The sequence below is a fragment of the Nonomuraea sp. NPDC048916 genome, assembly GCF_040649575.1.
Lineage (GTDB): Bacteria > Actinomycetota > Actinomycetes > Streptosporangiales > Streptosporangiaceae > Nonomuraea.
In genome coordinates, this window is record NZ_JBEZFS010000001.1 from 294,515 (window position 1) to 309,080 (window position 14,566).

Here is a 14,566-nt window from a genome sequence, read left to right on the forward strand (position 1 = left end):
TCGATGTCCTCGGGCGGGCCGTGCTGCCCCCGGAGGACGGTAGGAGCGACCGAAGCGGTGGCGGTCACGACATCGCGCCCGCTCCAAGGCCGGCACCTGCAGCGACGAAGGGCTCCCACGTCCGTCACCGATGAAGATCGTCCGCACCACGCGGCCGAGTTCCTCGATCGCCGATACGGGCATCGGTGCTCGGCTTGAGCAGGCCGGCCTCATACGCCGCCGCGACCGCGGCCGCCCGATCATTGACCTCGAGCTTGGCGAAGATGTGCAGCAGATGCGTCTTCACCGTCGCCTCGGTGATGAACAGTTTCGCGGCGACCTCACGATTGGTCGCGCCACGGGCGATGAGCCCGAGCACCTCGAGTTCGCGACGGCTCAGCGTCCGCCGCTCCGGCGCGCGTGCCTGGTGCGCCAGCGCACCGGCCACGGAGGGTGACAGCACCGTCTCACCGCGAGCCGCCGCCCGCACGGCGCGGCGCAGGTCGGCGCGCGGGGTGTCCTTGAGCAGGTAGCCGGTGGCGCCCTGCTCGATCGCTGGAAGGACGTCGGCGTCGTTGTCGAAGGTGGTCAGGACCAGCACATGGATGCCGGGCGTCTGTTCGCGGAGCCTGCGGATGACCTCTGCCCCGCTCATCTTCGGCATCCGCAGGTCCATGAGCACGACATCGGGATGCGTGCGCATGGCCACGGTGAGTGCCTCCGGCCCGTCGGCCGCCTCACCGACGACCTCGAAGGCATCGTCGTCGGCGAAGATCCCACGCAGCCCGTCGCGGACGACTGGATGGTCATCCACGATGATCATACGAATCGGCATGTCTCACCACCCGTTTCCAGCGCGGTCGAACGATCCCGGCTCCGAGTCGGCCGGGATGGCTGGAATGGCTGGAATGGTGGCGGAGATCCCCGTTCCCTGGCCGGGGGCCGTCTCGATCTCGAAGTCACCGGCCAGCCGGATCACCCGCTGACGCATCGCGATGAGCCCGAAGCCACCCGCGTTCTCGGAGTTCGCCGCCTCCAGGGTGAAGCCCGCCCCGTCGTCACGCACGTCCAGCGCCACGACGTCCTCCATGTACGACAGGGTGACGCCGACCCGACCGGCCGAGGCGTGCTTGCCGACGTTGACCAGGGCCTCCTGCGCCACCCGCAGCAAGGTGATCTCCACCTCCGCGTGCAGCGGCCGAGGGTCGCCGGTGACCGACACGGAGACGGGTACGCCTGTGCTCTGCGACCATTTCGCGGCGATGCCGTGAAGGGCGGTGGCGAGTTGGGCCTCGTCCAGCGGCGCCGGACGCAACGCCTGAACCGATCGCCGGGCTTCGTTCAGGCTCTCCCTGGCCAGGGTGCGCACTGTGCTCAGGCGCGAGCGAACGGCAGGTGTGTCATCGATCGCGTCGGCGGCTTCGAGCTGGGTGAGGATGGCGGTCAGGCCCTGCGCGACGGTGTCGTGGATCTCCCTGGCCATCCGCTGCCGCTCCTCGAGCACGCCGGCCTCACGAGCGCTGGTCAGCAGCCGGGCCTGCAGATTCGCGTTCTCCTCCGCGAGCGCGGCCAGCTTGGCGCCGGCCTCCCGCAACTGCGCGATCATCACCTTGCGATTCTCGTTCTGATCGCGGATGTCCTGGCCGACCAGGCCGATGGCGGAGGCGATCAGCAGCGCGACGAGGAAGGAGAAGAGCATCTGGCTCGGGGTCCGCCCTTGCTCAGGGCGAGCGACGACCAGCACACCGGCCGTCGCGGCCAGCCCCGCGTATGCCCACCACCCGGAGATCAGGGTGAAGGACTGGATGAACATCGCCAGGGCCGTCACCGTGAACAGCGTGTCGATTCTGATCAGCGCCCCGATGACGGCGAGAATCACGACGAAATAAACGATCACCAGCACCGGCCTCTCGATCCAGCCGGGGTGCGACGTGACCATGAACCAGTGCCAGGCGCCGGCGAGCAACACCAGGGCCAGCACCTCCGGTCTCCAGTCCCGCAGCAAGGCGAAGACCGCCGGAAGCAGGATGAAGAGGTAAGGCAGGGCGGGCCGGAAACGATCCCAGCGCGAGGCGGCAGGGCCGTCGGTGGCTACCACCGAAACACCCTGAGGGCGACGCCGCCGGCGACGATGGAGATCGCGACCATGACGCCCAGGGTAACCGGGGACATCGCATCGCCCGCCCAGCCGTCGCGGACCGCCTGGACCGCGGGGGCCATGGGGGTCAGGTCGCCGATGGCACGCATCGAGCCGGACATGGTCTCGCGGGGGATGATGGCGCCGGAGAGGAAGCCCATCGGAAAGAAGAGGCTCAGCCCGATCACCGTCGCGGCGCGGCCGCTGGGAACGAGCGCGCCGACGAGAAGGCCGATGGAGCTGAGGCTCAGCGCGCCGAGTATCCACGCCAGGAGAAAACCCCCCACGTTCGCCGGTGCCGTCAGCCCGTAGACGGCCAGGCCGATGACGATCAGCAGGACCGTCCCGATCGCGGCCAGCGACATGTGAGCGACCCACTGGGCGCCGAACAGCATGGTGGGCGAGGCGGGAGTGGCGCGCAGCCGCTTCAGCACCCGGCGTTCTCTGTAGCCGGCGAGCGTGGCAGGGAGGATGACCAGCGCGGCGAGACCGATGACGAAGATGCTCAGCATCGGCACCGTGGCGTCGACGGCCGGCAGCCCGCCCGGCAGGGGTTTGCCGCTGCGCAACTTGACCCACAACATGATCAACGGGAAGGCCAGGGCGAAGAACGCCGACATCGGATCACGCATGATCAGTTTGAGCTCGACCGCGATGACCTGCGTGATGCCTTTCATGCCATGTCCCTTCCGGTCAACGCGAAGTACGCGCCCTCCAGCGAATCGGATCGCCCCTTCGTGATCAGCTCGCGCGGGCTCCCCTCGGCGACGACCCGGCCCTGATCGACGATCGCGATGCGGTCGCACAGCGCCTCGGCCTCGTCCATGAAATGAGTGACCAGCACGACGGTGACCCCGCGCTCGCGCATCTCGCGGATCAGGCCCCAGGTCGTACGGCGAGCCGAGGGGTCCAGGCCCGTGGTGAGCTCGTCGAGGAAGACGACGTCCGGGTTGCCGACCAGGGCCAGCGCGATGAACAGCCGCTGCTTCCAGCCGCCGGACAGGCTCGCGAAGCCGGCGCGTCTCTTGTCCGTCAGCCCCCACTCGTCCATGAGTTCCCGCCAGTCGGCGGGCTTGTCATAGAAAGAGGCATACATCCGTAACGCCTCACCGACTTTGATCGCGTCAGGTAGGGCCGCCTCCTGCAGTTGGACACCGATGCGCTGCAGCAGCTCGCGCCGGTCGCTTTGCGGGTCCAGACCCAGCACGCGCAGGGTGCCGCCGTCTCTCCGCCGCAACCCCGACGCGCACTCCACGATCGTGGTCTTCCCCGCTCCGTTGGGGCCGGCGATTCCGAAGATCTCCCCTCGCTCCACCCTCAGCGAGACACCGTCTACCGCCTTGCCGGCTTTGTAGCTTTTACGCAGGCCGTCCATCTCGATGGCTGTCATGCTCCGAGAATCATCGGCGGGCGACGCTTTCGGCATCCACCGAACGGTTGACGGGGATCAACCCGCCGCTACCCCGCGCCTTCATCGACACCACGCTCGGCCTGGCCAAGGTCACGAACGTGGTGGACTCGACCAGCAGCTACGTGCGCCTCGATCGGGCGCTGGAGCTCATGCATGGGCAGCTCGAGAGTGCGCAGGCGCCCACGCCACAACGCGGGCGAAATATGCGTCTCGTGCTTTGGGCCGCCCGGAGCACGGACGTACCATGTCTTACGTGCTCGCCCTTTTTCGCTCCGTGTGGGACGAGCCCCGCCCATCCAACCCGCCGCCGCGGGTGTGGCGGGACTGGGCACTCGTGGGAGTGCTCGTGGCGGCCGCGGTGCTCGAAGGAGTTCTGCGGGCCGATCTTCCGTGGCGGGCCGTCTCGGTGACCGTCACCGTCGGACTGGTGCCCACGCTGTTGTGGCGCCGGACCAGGCCGCTGCTGATGGTCGTGATCGTCGTTGCCACCACGAGCCTGGCCCCGCTGTTGACGGACGGCGACGCCTTAGAGACGTACACGATGGTGTACATACTGGTCTTGCTGTACTCGCTGTTCCGGTGGGGGTCGGGACGCGAGGTCGTGATCGGTTTGACGATCATGCTCGTCGCGGTCTCCCTCTCGCTGTTCTTCGGTCGCCTCACCCCCGGCGACACGATCGGCGCGTTCGCCGTCACGTTCTCGGCCATCGCCCTGGGCGGGGCGCTCCGCTACCGGGCCCGGGCGAGAATGCGCGAGCTCGACCAGATCAAGTTGCTCGAACGCGAACAGCTGGCCCGCGACCTGCACGACACCGTCGCCCATCACGTCTCGGCGATGGCGATCCGAGCACAGGCGGGCCTCGCCACGTCGGCGTCGCGGCCGGACGCCGCGACCGAGGCACTCCACGTGATCGAGGCCGAGGCGGCACGCGCCCTCGATGAGATGCGCGCCATGGTCCGCCTCCTGCGCCGGGACCAACCCGCGGAGCTGGCGCCCGGCCGACGCATCACCGACCTCGAACAGCTCGCGAGCCGAGGCCGCGCCGGCCCGTCCGTCGACGTGGAGGTCTCGGGCGACATCGGCGACCTTCCCCCGTCGGTCGAGGCCGCGATCTACCGCATCGCCCAGGAGTCGGTCACCAACGCTCGACGGCACGCCCGTCATGTCACCCGCATCGAGGTTCGCGTGACCGCCGACGACACATCGGTGCGCCTGCGCGTGAGCGACGACGGCGGCCTTGTACGCCCGGCCGCGTCACCGGGATATGGCCTCATCGGCATGATCGAACGCGCTGACCTGCTGGGCGGCACCTGCGAAGCCGGCCCCGCCCCGGATCGAGGGTGGACCGTGACCGCCGTACTACCCCGAACCGGGGCGGTGACGTGAGCATCCGGGTGATCGTCGCCGACGACCAGGAGATCGCCCGCACCGGGCTCACGATGATCCTCAACGCCCAGCCGGACATCGAGGTCGTCGGCGAAGCCGCCGACGGGCGGCGAGCCGTGGAGCTCGCGCGGCGGCTACGCCCTGACGTGTGCCTGTTCGACATTCGCATGCCCGGCCTTGACGGCATCGAAGCCACCCGCTCCCTCGCCGGGCCGAACGTCGACTCTCCACTCGCCGTCGTCGTCATCACCACTTTCGACCTCGACGAGTACATCTACGCCGCCCTGCGAGCCGGCGCCCGGGGTTTTCTGCTCAAGAACGCCGGCGCCGACATGCTCTCCCATGCCGTCCACGCCGCCGCGAACGGCGACGCGCTCATCGCCCCGAGCATCACCGCGCGACTGCTCGAAGCCTTCGCCCGCACCGGGTCCGGCTCACCGCCGGTGCGACCCATCGAGGTGCTCACGGACCGGGAGGAACAGATCCTGGTCACCGTGGCACGCGGGCGCACCAACAACGAGATCGCCGACGAGTTTCACATCTCTCTCAGCACCGTCAAGTCCCACATCGCCAGCCTGATGGCCAAGCTCGGCGCCCGCAACCGCGTCGAGATCGCCATGTGGGCCTATGAGACCAAGCGCGTCTAGAACCGAGTCGGGCGCGACGCCGCTCCTGAACGGTGACGTACGGCGACCGCCGGTCGGTTTCCGGATCCCTCGCCGTGACGGCTCGACGCCATTCGGCCCTCACGGTGGCGGGCCGGCAAGGCGCGAGCCGGATTGGCCGGTCGCCTACGGATGATCCATTCGGCCACGGCGAGGTTCGTCACCCAGCCGGCGCCCGTGAGCAGCGCCCTGGGGAGCTCACCAGGTGTGCCGATGATCAGGAACCAGAACAGGTGGGTCAGCACCTGCGTGCCCGCGCCCAGGCCGATCGCATAACCGCGGATCATCCAGGCGCGGTGCCGGGCGATGTCCCGCCGCCGGATCGCGGCGACGCCGAGGACAAGGGCCAAGGCCATGGCCGACCCGAACACGAGCCGGAAGCCGGAAAGCAGATCACCGTCACCGTCAGGGCGGGGATAGAACAGGGTCATCCACAGCCCCGAAAGCGCCGCGACGAGTCCGCATGGGACCAGTACGCGCCCGGCGACACGGTGCCAGGCAGGCCTCCGGCGGCGGAAGCGGAACGCGAACTGAAAGGCCCCCAGAACGCTGTACAGGCTGACGCTGAGGATGTGCAGCACCACAGGCAGCGGCGCCGCGAAGAACCGTGCGTTCTCCGGTGTGATTTCGGCGCCGCCCGTCAGCTCGGTCAGGCGGACGGCCCCGGCGGCCATCGGAACAGCGCTGAGCACGACCAGCGCAGCCGGCACGAGCCAGTCCGCCCTGGCGGAGGAGGCCACGGCGGAAGCCCCTGCCGTGTTCCGGCCCGCCGCCGGCCGGCCGCTTCGCGGCGACTGCGGAAACGGAAGATGTTCTGTCAGGCCCTCGTCGGTCATGACCCGATCGTGACGACTGAGACAGGGGCGGCTCATCGGCACAAGGGTCTGATCTGAGTCGGCCGATCATCCACGAATCAGGCGTACTTTCGGCCGATGAGCCCTCCCTACAGGCCTTTTACGCTGATTCCGTGGCTCGAGACGCACTTGTCGCCATCCGGGCGGCGATTCCGCCGCCCCGTCAACCCCGCGATGGATGAGGAGAATGTGATGAAGGCGTTCGTCCTGCGTTCGTACGGCTCACCCGACGCATTGGATCTCACCGACATCGACCAGCCCGTGCCCGGCGACGACGAGGTGTTGGTCCGGGTGCGGGCCACCTCCGTCCAGCCCTATGACTGGCACTTCATGAGAGGAGAGCCGTACATCGCGCGTCTGATGGGCGGCGGCCCCGGGCTGCGTAAGCCGAAGATCTGCATCTTGGGCGCCGACATGGCGGGACGGGTCGAGGCGGTCGGCAAGGACGTGACGGAGTTCCGCCCCGGCGACGAGGTGTTCGCCATGCCCAAGCAGGGCGGCTTCGCCGAGTACGTATGCGTCCGGGAAGATGAACTGGCGCCGAAACCGAAGAACCTGTCATACGAACAGGCGGCGGCGGTACCAATGGCGGCCAACACCGCCCTGCTGGGCCTGCGCGACAACGGACGAATCCAGCCGGGACAAAAGGTCCTGGTCAACGGCGCTTCGGGAGGTGTGGGCACGTTCGCCGTGCAGCTCGCCCGGGCGTTCGGCGCGGAGGTCACCGGCGTCTGCAGCACACGGAACGTGGACCTGGTCCGCTCGATCGGCGCGGATGAGGTCATCGACTACACCAAAGAGGACTTCACCCGGAATGGACGGCGCTACGACCTCCTGCTGGACATCGCGGGAGGCCGCCCGATGTCGGCATGCCGGCGGGCGTTGACCCCCGGCGGGACCCGCGTCATCGTCGGCGGCCCGGCCGGCCGATGGCTGCAACCCGTCGGCCACATGTTCTCGGCACTCGTGGCGTCACCGTTCGTGTCCCAAAAGACGGCCATGGCGGACGTGGTCCGATGCCCGGAAACCAAACAGAACCTGATGACACTGACCGAGTTCATCCAGGATGGGAAGCTCACGCCGGTCATCGACCGAAGTTACCCCTTCGAGGAGATCCCGGCCGCCATCAGATATCAGGAACAAGGGCACGCCCCAGGGAAGGTCGTCATCACGGTCTGAGCCACCAGACCCGCCACATATTGTGGCCCGCTGAGGTGATCACCGTGCGTGTGGTCCCACCGGCGATGTCGGACGGGATTCCGGCGGTGCGGTTGAACGGCTGATGTGGCCTGTTAGAGATATGTCGACATCTCCGCCGACGCGCTCAAGACAGCCGAGAAGAATGCAGAAATTCAGGGTGTCTGGGAGCGCATCCGGCTACACGAGGGGCCGGCCACCGAGCCGTCAGAGTTCTCCGACCTACGGTCATCGTCTCCAGAACAACAGGTGAGTGACTCCGCTGGGGCTCGGCACCGTCTCAAGGTGGAAGCGGTCGAGCAGCTCGGTATGACTCTCCCACAGTCGTTCGCCCCGACCGAGGTCGACGGGCGCGACGGCGATGTGCATCGTGTCGACCAGGTCGGCCTCGATGAATTCGCGGACGGTGGCGACTCCGCCGCCGAGGCGCACGTCCCGGCCGTCGGCGGCCTGCTTCGCGCGTGCCAGCGCCTCGGCCGGTGTCGCGTCGAGGAAGTGGAAGGCGGTGTCGGCCAGGGTGAAAGACGGGCGTTCGTGGTGGGTGAGCACGAAGACCGGTGTGCGGAACGGCGGGGTGTCTCCCCACCATCCCTGCCACTCGTGGTTCTCCCAAGGGCCACGCTGAGGGCCGAACTTGTTACGCCCCATGATCTCCGCTCCGATGTTGTGGGTGTAGTCGCGGGTCAGGTAGTCGTCCAGGCCGCGAGTGCCGCCGGGGTCGGTGCGGTTCACCCAGCTGGCGGTGGCACCCGCCCAGGACCAGAGGGGGGTGGGGTCCGCGTGCCCGAAGGGCCGGTCCAAGCTCTGCCCCTCCCCGGCCCCGAACCCGTCCCGCGACACGTTGAAGCACTGCACCCTCAACAGCTGCGACATGCGTCCTCCTTTAGGAACTGACAAACAACTTCTGACAGGACGGCCAGGTCAGGCGCCCTTCAGGGAGACAGTCGGAGCAGTGGGGAGATTCTTGCGGTCGGATACCGCAAGAAGACGGCACCGGCTCCGACTCCATGGAGAACAGCGCCTCAGGGGCGCCCCCGGCCGTCGAAGGAGACGACGCATGAAGTTCATGTTGATCATGCATAACAACCCGCAGATCTGGGACGCGCTGACCGAGGAGGAGCGCAATGAGGTGATGAGCGGCCACGGCCCGTTCATGGAGACCATCAAGAGATCCGGGGAGATGATCAGCACCACCGCGCTGGCCGACCCGTCGCAGAGCGCTGTGGTCAAGGTCCGGGGCGGCGTCCCGGCGGTGACGGACGGGCCCTACCTTGAGGCCAAGGAGTACCTCGGCGGCTACTACCTGGTGGAGTGCGACAGCCGGGAGCGTGCCTTGGAGCTGGCCGCGCTCATCCCGGACGCCGGCGTCGAGGGCCTGGGCATCGAGGTGCGGCCGGTGCTCTACGCGGGCGGGGCAGACGACTGAGCACGCGGTGAAGTTCCTGCTGAACCTCTACCTGCACGCGGCGGACCTGCCGGGAGAAGGGTTTGACCATGAGGAGTTCCTGGCCGCGGCCAGGCAGGCAGGGGAACTGATCAGTGCCCACGCATTCGCCGATCCGTCCATCAGCGCGGTCGCACGGGCTCGGGACGGCGTGGTGACGGTGACCGAGGGCCCATACCTCCAGACCTCGGATCATGTCGTCGGCCAGTACGTGGTGGACTGCGAGAGCCGGGCGCGTGCCGTGGAGCTGGCCACCCTGATAGCGGGCGGTCAGCTCGGCGGCGTGGAGATACGGCCGCTGATGGACTCGGCCGGGATGGAGATGTGAGCACGACCGAACCCCTCGGGGATCTGCTGCGCGAACTGGTGCCGCAGGTCCTCGGCGTGCTCCTGCGCCGGTACGGCGGGTTCGAGGAGTGCGAGGATGCGGTGCAGGAGGCGTTGCTCGCGGCGGCGACGCAGTGGCCTGCCGAGGGCGTCCCGCGAAGCCCGCGGTCCTGGCTGGTGACCGTCGCCTCCCGCCGCCTGGTCGACCAGGTGCGCAGCGAGCAGGCCCGCCGCCGCCGGGAGGTCACCGCGGCGGCGCGGGAGGCGCCGCACGCCGGTCTCGCGCCGGCGCCCGGTGATGGGAGCCCAAGCGACCAGGACGACGCCCTCGTGTTGCTGTTCCTGTGCTGCCACCCGGCGCTGACGCCCGCCTCTCAGGTGGCGCTCACTCTGCATGCCGTCGGCGGCCTCAGCGCCACCGAGGTGGCGCGGGCATTCCTGGTGCCGGAGGCCACCATGGCGCCGCGGATCAGCCGCGCCAAGCAACGGATCAAAGCCGTCGGCGCGTCGTTCACAATGCCGTCGGCCCAGGAGTGGGCCGGCCGGCTGGACGCCGTCCTGCACGTGCTCTACCTGATCTTCAACGAGGGCTACACCACCAGCTCCGGGCCCGACCTGCACCGCGGCGAGCTCACCGCAGAGGCGATCCGGCTCGCCCGTATGGCGCACCGGTCCTTGCCGAATGACGGTGAAGTGGCCGGGCTGCTGTCGCTGATGCTGCTGACCGACGCCCGCCGCGCGGCGCGCACCGGCCCGGACGGTGACCTCGTGCCACTGGCCGAGCAGGACCGCGACCGATGGGACGCCGCCATGATCGAGGAGGGCACCGCGCTGGTCACCGACGCCATGTCCGCCTCACCCCTCGGCCCTTACCAGCTCCAGGCGGCGATCGCCGCGCTGCACGTCCAGGCGCCGCGAGCCGGGGACACCGACTGGGAACAGATCCGCATCCTGTACGGAATCCTCACTCGGATCGCGCCGAACCCGATGGTCACGCTCAATCACGCCGTCGCGGTCGCGATGACCCGCGGGCCCCAGGCCGGGCTCGAACTGCTGGAAAGCCTGGACGGCGACCCCCGGATCGCCCGTCACCATCGCCTCCACGCCGTGCGCGCCCACCTGCAGGAGTTGGCCGGCGAGTACGCTGCCGCGACAGAGAACTATCGACTGGCGGCCCGGCGTACCACGAGCCTCCCCGAACAGCGCTACCTGCGGGACAGGGTTCATAGATGCACCGATTCAGCGCCCGACGTGCCCGGTCCACTTCTCGATCTTCCCTCATCCGCGTCTTCCGGAAAGCGGTCAGGAGGATGATCCGCCGACCCGGGGCGATCTCACCGACATCGACCGGAGTTATCCCTTCAAGGAGATCCCGGCCGCCATCAGATATCAGGAACAAGGGCACGCCCCAGGGAAGGTCGTCATCACGGTCTGAGCCACCGCACCGACCCGCCGCGTCCACCGCGTACCACTCCCTGGTGGCGGGCCCCCGGGCCGCTTCAGTGATAGAAGTACGGGTCGAGAACGCGGACCTCGGTGATGTGCTCCACCGGCAGACCGTTGCTTTCCGCGGCCATGCGGATCGACTCCGGTGAGGGACCGTCGTAAATACAGTAGGTCTTCGTGTGGTCGGGGCTGACGTACGAGTGCACCCAGGTCACGGTGTGCTCGGCGTTGCCGTCCACGACGCGCAGGCACTGCTTGGCGCCTTCGCCGTCGGCCGGGATGGCCAGGCCGTCGGGGAAGATGCGTTCGACCAGGTAACGGGGCATGATCTATTCCTTCCTGACAGGGGGAGACCTGTCGAGAAGGACTCTGCCGGACCGCCGGAATGGGGAGATCGGGAAGCGCTCCCTACATTGCCCCGGGCGATTCCCCATTTTCGGAGAGGGCACCCGGGTTGTCGCGCACCCAGCGCGCCGCTGCGTGGCGGGAGGCGACACCGAGCTTGGCGAGGATGGCCGAGACGTGGTGATCGACCGTCTTCGGCGAGATGTGCAGCCGCGCGGCGATGTCGACGTTACGCAGGCCTTCGGGCATCAGCCGCAGCACGTCGATCTCACGGCTGGTCAGGCGGGCCGGATTGCCGCGGGTGGCCCGCCGTGGTTGGCGGGGCAACCGGCGCACGCCGTGCTCACGGAGCCGTCGGGCCACCAGCTCGGCGGCCGACCACGCACCCAGTCGCTGCAACTCCCGTAGCGCGGCGAGCCCCTGATCGGCATCGTCGCCCTCGGCCAGCGCCAGCGCCGCTTCGTATGGACAGCCGAGCCGGCGCCAGGACCGGGCCGCGTCCACCCAGTCACCGGTCATCTGCAGCCTGTACGGGTTCGCTGAGACCTCTGCGGGCCACGTGGAGGCATCGGCGACCCAGCGCCAGTACCCCAGTTCACCGGCGGCCCAGGCGTGGCCGAGCCGGACCGCGAGCCGGTAGGTGTCGCCGACCACCTCCTCGATCTGCTCGGGTGAGCCGCGCAGCCAGGCCAGCTCGGCCTTCGCGGCGGCGGTCGGCCAGAGCCGCTGCAAGTCGCCGGTCCGCTCGGCGAGCGTCCATGCCTGGTCCAGCGGCGTCTGGGCGTCGGGGTCGCCGCGGCGCGCCCGCAACCGGCCGAGCACGGTCAACGCGACGATGCGGGTGGGGACGTGCTCGGGGCGCGCGTCGAGCACTGTGGTGGCGGTGGCGGTCGCCTCTGACCACCGTCCCTGCTCCAGGTGTCACGATCACCATGGCCGGCAGGTCGCTGAGGCGGCGGCCGACGAACAGCAGCAGATCGAGCGTCGCCTCGTCGGCCCAGTGCGCGTCCTCCACCACGGTGACCGACGCAGCGGCGGCGAGCAGACCAAGGAACGCGGTGAAGATGGTGTGCCGGTCCGTTCCGGCGGCCAGCAACCGGTTCAACCCGTCGTCGGCGGTGCGGGCGATGTCGTACAGCGGACCCAGCGCGCGCGGGGTGTCGAGCGCATCGCAGTAGCCCCGGCGGATCGCGGTCCGGGACGACAGGCCGGCACAGAACCTGTCCACCAACACGGTCTTGCCGATGCCCGCCTCACCGGACACGAAGACCATGCTCCCGCGACCGTCCGCGGCGGCCGACTGGAACTCCCGCAGTGACGCCAGGAGTGCCGCACGTTCCACCAGTTCCACAACGGGATGCTATGGGGCGGTGCGATCGACGGGCCACCGGGCAGTTCTCACCTCCCTCCAGCGGCGTGGACCAGCCGGAAGGAGACCAGTACGGGGCGGCGGCGCACGTCGCCGTCAACCCCGCCCGTGACCTACCGCGGCTTCGACCGGAACTCAGCCCACAGGTCGACCGCCCCTTCGAGGTCAAGAGCGGCGACGTCCTCCACAAGGTGGACGGCAAGCCGAACGCTGGAACTGGATCGCCGACTTGACGCGACGGAACAGTTCCGCCGCCCGAATACGAAGATGCGAAGTCCCGCTCGAAGGAACTTCGCGGTCAGGGCCGCTGTGCGGGCCAGAGAATGGCCTCTATGTCTTCGAGGGCGGCCAGGGTTTCGGCGAGCTTTTCGCGCTCGGCTTGGGAGAGGGTGATCGCGCGGGCCCGGGCGAGGGCGTCGCCGGCGGCGGCGGGGTCCTCGGCGCGGAGTGCGAGTTCGGCGCGGTAGGCCAGCGCTTCGAGAAGGTCGGCCGCCGGCGCAGTGTCCTTGTCCCGCTCCAGGGCCGAGTCCAGGATCTGAGCCGCCCGTATGTGCTTGCCGTGGGAGTCGCCCATCACGACAGCCCTATGCAGAGTCGTGGTGAGCTTGCCGGAGGCCGCTTCCTTCTCCTCGGGCGCGGAACTGGCGGCCGTGATCCTGATCCAGTTACCGCCGGGGTCGATGACGGTGAATCCGGAATGGTTCTCGGCGTTCTTGCGCTTGCGGGGGCGGGTCATCCGGGGGATCCCGGAGACCAGGAGCTTGCCGTGGGCCTCGCGCATGCCCGCGGCGAACGCCTCGAAGAGCTCCCCGGTGTCGGGAACGATGACCAGGCAGGTCCCGTAGGAGTCCTCAGGTTTGAAGTCCGGGATGCCGAAGAAGTCCAGCTGGAGGTCTTCGCGTTTGAGTGACACGTACGGGTTCGGGCGGACCTGGTAGTAGGTCCGGGTGAAACCCAGCATGGTGTAGAACTCGACGATCTCGTCGATGGACCGGCAGGGAAGCAGCGGGACGGTGATCTCGTTGGCCATGGGTTTCTCCGCTCCGATGGTGGGGGGGTTACTGTGGTCGGCGGCCGTGGCGCCGCGCGGCCCCGGACGCGGCAGGGCGGGCGCTATTCGACCTGCCGCGCGGGTGCGGGGTCCTCGCCGGCCATGATGAACGCGCCCTCTTCCAGTCGGCGGATCAGCCGGTGGGTCCATTGGGCGCCGGTGTCGGCGGTGGTCAGCCACAGGGACAGGACCTCGCCTATCGGCCCCCAGGCGTCCAGATCGGTGTCCGCAGGCAGTTGCGAGGTGATGCTCGTGCGCCACTCGTGCATCGCACGGGCTCGCTCGCGCAGCATCCGCAGGGCACGCTCCCGGGGAAGGTCCTCGATCAGGCCGACGGCGGCGCCCAGCACGTCCAGGCTCGGCTCACGGTCGGCGAGGGCCCGACTCAGGAGGGCGAAGTACTCCTGTTCGCCTTTGTCGGTTAGCTCATACTCGATCCGCGGCGGGCCCCCTGCTTCGGAGGGGACCGTCTCGTGCGTCACGAGCAGGCCCTGGCCGGCCATGCTCTTGAGCGCGTGGTACACCGAGCCCGACGTGGCGGTGGACCACTCGTGCGCGCCCCACGACTCCAGATCCGCGCGGACCTGGTAGCCGTGTGCGCGTCCGCGCCTGCGCAGCGCTCCCAGCACCAGCAGCCGTACCGATTTCATCGAGCTCCCTCAATCGTTGACTAGCCAAATTTGGCTAGCTTCCAAGGAGAATACCGCCGACCTCCTCGCCGGCCAAATTTGACCAGGCACCCGAGGTGGCCACACAGGCCGAATCCGCGACGGAGGAGTGCAGGAACAGGGTTGACGCCGAGATCCAGGTACTACATCGGTAGATCTTTAAGTCGTTCGCCAGCGTGACTGCGGGTGTATCGGTGATGGTCTGCAAGTGACCTTGTGCCTCACCTACGATCTCGTCGTGTCCTGGGATGCCGAACTCGCGACGGTGACCTCGCGGATCGCTGAT

General features: G+C 68.6%; 18 protein-coding genes and 1 pseudogene. 7 read left to right on the top strand and 12 right to left on the bottom strand.

The annotated features are described in order from the left end of the window. Positions 1-124 precede the first annotated feature (124 nt). From AB0C16_RS01515 to AB0C16_RS01530, 4 genes are read right to left on the bottom strand one after another with little or no spacing between them, the layout of a single operon-like run. Positions 125-802 (bottom strand): response regulator transcription factor, encoded by a 678-nt coding sequence (locus tag AB0C16_RS01515; protein ID WP_357677713.1) that lies wholly within the window; start codon positions 800-802, stop codon positions 125-127. A gap of 15 nt (positions 803-817) precedes the next feature. Further along, positions 818-2,077, bottom strand: a complete 1,260-nt coding sequence (locus tag AB0C16_RS01520; protein ID WP_357677668.1) for a sensor histidine kinase — start codon at positions 2,075-2,077, stop codon at positions 818-820. Then, positions 2,071-2,793 (bottom strand): ABC transporter permease, encoded by a 723-nt coding sequence (locus AB0C16_RS01525; RefSeq protein ID WP_357677670.1) that lies wholly within the window; start codon positions 2,791-2,793, stop codon positions 2,071-2,073. Before AB0C16_RS01525 ends, AB0C16_RS01520 begins: the two co-directional genes overlap by 7 nt. Next, entirely contained in the window at positions 2,790-3,506 is a 717-nt protein-coding gene (locus AB0C16_RS01530) for an ABC transporter ATP-binding protein (RefSeq protein ID WP_357677672.1), read from the bottom strand. Before AB0C16_RS01530 ends, AB0C16_RS01525 begins: the two co-directional genes overlap by 4 nt. Positions 3,507-3,771: 265 nt before the next feature. Here AB0C16_RS01530 and AB0C16_RS01535 point away from each other — a divergent pair, with 265 nt between their 5' ends. Both AB0C16_RS01535 and AB0C16_RS01540 read left to right on the top strand, forming a co-directional pair. Next, complete coding sequence (locus AB0C16_RS01535) at positions 3,772-4,914, top strand: sensor histidine kinase (protein ID WP_357677674.1); 1,143 nt, start codon at positions 3,772-3,774, stop codon at positions 4,912-4,914. After that, entirely contained in the window at positions 4,911-5,561 is a 651-nt protein-coding gene (locus tag AB0C16_RS01540; RefSeq protein WP_357677676.1) for a response regulator transcription factor, read from the top strand. The genes AB0C16_RS01535 and AB0C16_RS01540 overlap by 4 nt, the downstream gene beginning before the upstream one ends. Here AB0C16_RS01540 and AB0C16_RS01545 read toward each other — a convergent pair. Beyond that, positions 5,558-6,415 (bottom strand): DUF2306 domain-containing protein, encoded by an 858-nt coding sequence (locus AB0C16_RS01545; RefSeq protein ID WP_357677678.1) that lies wholly within the window; start codon positions 6,413-6,415, stop codon positions 5,558-5,560. The two genes, AB0C16_RS01540 and AB0C16_RS01545, sit on opposite strands and share 4 nt — an antisense overlap. A gap of 210 nt (positions 6,416-6,625) precedes the next feature. Here AB0C16_RS01545 and AB0C16_RS01550 point away from each other — a divergent pair, with 210 nt between their 5' ends. Continuing rightward, the gene (locus tag AB0C16_RS01550; RefSeq protein ID WP_357677680.1) at positions 6,626-7,612 is read left to right on the top strand and encodes an NAD(P)-dependent alcohol dehydrogenase; all 987 of its coding nucleotides are present in this window, start codon (positions 6,626-6,628) and stop codon (positions 7,610-7,612) included. A gap of 246 nt (positions 7,613-7,858) precedes the next feature. Here AB0C16_RS01550 and AB0C16_RS01555 read toward each other — a convergent pair whose 3' ends face one another. Then, entirely contained in the window at positions 7,859-8,503 is a 645-nt protein-coding gene (locus AB0C16_RS01555; RefSeq protein ID WP_357677682.1) for a dihydrofolate reductase family protein, read from the bottom strand. A gap of 184 nt (positions 8,504-8,687) precedes the next feature. On the opposite strand from AB0C16_RS01555, the gene AB0C16_RS01560 reads away from it, so the two are divergent. From AB0C16_RS01560 to AB0C16_RS01575, 4 genes are read left to right on the top strand one after another with little or no spacing between them, the layout of a single operon-like run. Continuing rightward, the gene (locus AB0C16_RS01560) at positions 8,688-9,056 is read left to right on the top strand and encodes a YciI family protein (protein WP_357677683.1); all 369 of its coding nucleotides are present in this window, start codon (positions 8,688-8,690) and stop codon (positions 9,054-9,056) included. A gap of 7 nt (positions 9,057-9,063) precedes the next feature. Next, positions 9,064-9,402 (top strand): YciI family protein, encoded by a 339-nt coding sequence (locus tag AB0C16_RS01565; protein WP_357677686.1) that lies wholly within the window; start codon positions 9,064-9,066, stop codon positions 9,400-9,402. Next, positions 9,399-10,715 carry a DUF6596 domain-containing protein gene (locus tag AB0C16_RS01570; RefSeq protein ID WP_357677687.1) on the top strand — a complete coding sequence of 439 codons (1,317 nt, stop codon included), beginning with the start codon at positions 9,399-9,401 and terminating at the stop codon, positions 10,713-10,715. The genes AB0C16_RS01565 and AB0C16_RS01570 overlap by 4 nt, the downstream gene beginning before the upstream one ends. A gap of 28 nt (positions 10,716-10,743) precedes the next feature. After that, positions 10,744-10,836, top strand: a complete 93-nt coding sequence (locus AB0C16_RS01575; protein ID WP_357677716.1) for a zinc-binding dehydrogenase — start codon at positions 10,744-10,746, stop codon at positions 10,834-10,836. Between the two features lie 64 nt (positions 10,837-10,900). Here the strand turns inward: AB0C16_RS01575 and AB0C16_RS01580 are convergent, their stop codons facing one another. From AB0C16_RS01580 to AB0C16_RS01605, 6 genes and pseudogenes are all read right to left on the bottom strand, one after another. Next, complete coding sequence (locus AB0C16_RS01580) at positions 10,901-11,173, bottom strand: DUF4242 domain-containing protein (RefSeq protein ID WP_357677688.1); 273 nt, start codon at positions 11,171-11,173, stop codon at positions 10,901-10,903. A gap of 82 nt (positions 11,174-11,255) precedes the next feature. Then, entirely contained in the window at positions 11,256-12,065 is an 810-nt protein-coding gene (locus AB0C16_RS01585) for a response regulator transcription factor (protein ID WP_357677690.1), read from the bottom strand. A gap of 115 nt (positions 12,066-12,180) precedes the next feature. After that, positions 12,181-12,543, bottom strand: a pseudogene (locus tag AB0C16_RS01590) (AAA family ATPase); the annotation flags it as partial. A gap of 316 nt (positions 12,544-12,859) precedes the next feature. Further along, positions 12,860-13,591 (bottom strand): VOC family protein, encoded by a 732-nt coding sequence (locus tag AB0C16_RS01595; protein WP_357677692.1) that lies wholly within the window; start codon positions 13,589-13,591, stop codon positions 12,860-12,862. An 83-nt stretch (positions 13,592-13,674) separates the two neighbouring features. Then, positions 13,675-14,262, bottom strand: coding sequence for a PadR family transcriptional regulator (locus AB0C16_RS01600; protein ID WP_357677694.1), 588 nt, complete (start codon positions 14,260-14,262; stop codon positions 13,675-13,677). 34 nt (positions 14,263-14,296) lie between these two features. Beyond that, positions 14,297-14,566 (bottom strand): hypothetical protein (locus tag AB0C16_RS01605; protein WP_357677696.1); only part of this gene is annotated, 270 nt, incomplete at its 5' end.

What these genes read in the sequence shown, in the direction of transcription:
- AB0C16_RS01555 (WP_357677682.1), bottom strand. Translation starts at nt 8,503, where the DNA reads ATGTCGCAGCTGTTGAGGGTGCAGTGCTTCAACGTGTCGCGGGACGGG.
- AB0C16_RS01545 (WP_357677678.1), bottom strand. Translation starts at nt 6,415, where the DNA reads ATGACCGACGAGGGCCTGACAGAACATCTTCCGTTTCCGCAGTCGCCG.
- AB0C16_RS01535 (WP_357677674.1), top strand. Translation starts at nt 3,772, where the DNA reads ATGTCTTACGTGCTCGCCCTTTTTCGCTCCGTGTGGGACGAGCCCCGC.
- AB0C16_RS01560 (WP_357677683.1), top strand. Translation starts at nt 8,688, where the DNA reads ATGAAGTTCATGTTGATCATGCATAACAACCCGCAGATCTGGGACGCG.
- AB0C16_RS01600 (WP_357677694.1), bottom strand. Translation starts at nt 14,262, where the DNA reads ATGAAATCGGTACGGCTGCTGGTGCTGGGAGCGCTGCGCAGGCGCGGA.
- AB0C16_RS01580 (WP_357677688.1), bottom strand. Translation starts at nt 11,173, where the DNA reads ATGCCCCGTTACCTGGTCGAACGCATCTTCCCCGACGGCCTGGCCATC.
- AB0C16_RS01530 (WP_357677672.1), bottom strand. Translation starts at nt 3,506, where the DNA reads ATGACAGCCATCGAGATGGACGGCCTGCGTAAAAGCTACAAAGCCGGC.
- AB0C16_RS01550 (WP_357677680.1), top strand. Translation starts at nt 6,626, where the DNA reads ATGAAGGCGTTCGTCCTGCGTTCGTACGGCTCACCCGACGCATTGGAT.
- AB0C16_RS01515 (WP_357677713.1), bottom strand. Translation starts at nt 802, where the DNA reads ATGATCATCGTGGATGACCATCCAGTCGTCCGCGACGGGCTGCGTGGG.
- AB0C16_RS01595 (WP_357677692.1), bottom strand. Translation starts at nt 13,591, where the DNA reads ATGGCCAACGAGATCACCGTCCCGCTGCTTCCCTGCCGGTCCATCGAC.
- AB0C16_RS01525 (WP_357677670.1), bottom strand. Translation starts at nt 2,793, where the DNA reads ATGAAAGGCATCACGCAGGTCATCGCGGTCGAGCTCAAACTGATCATG.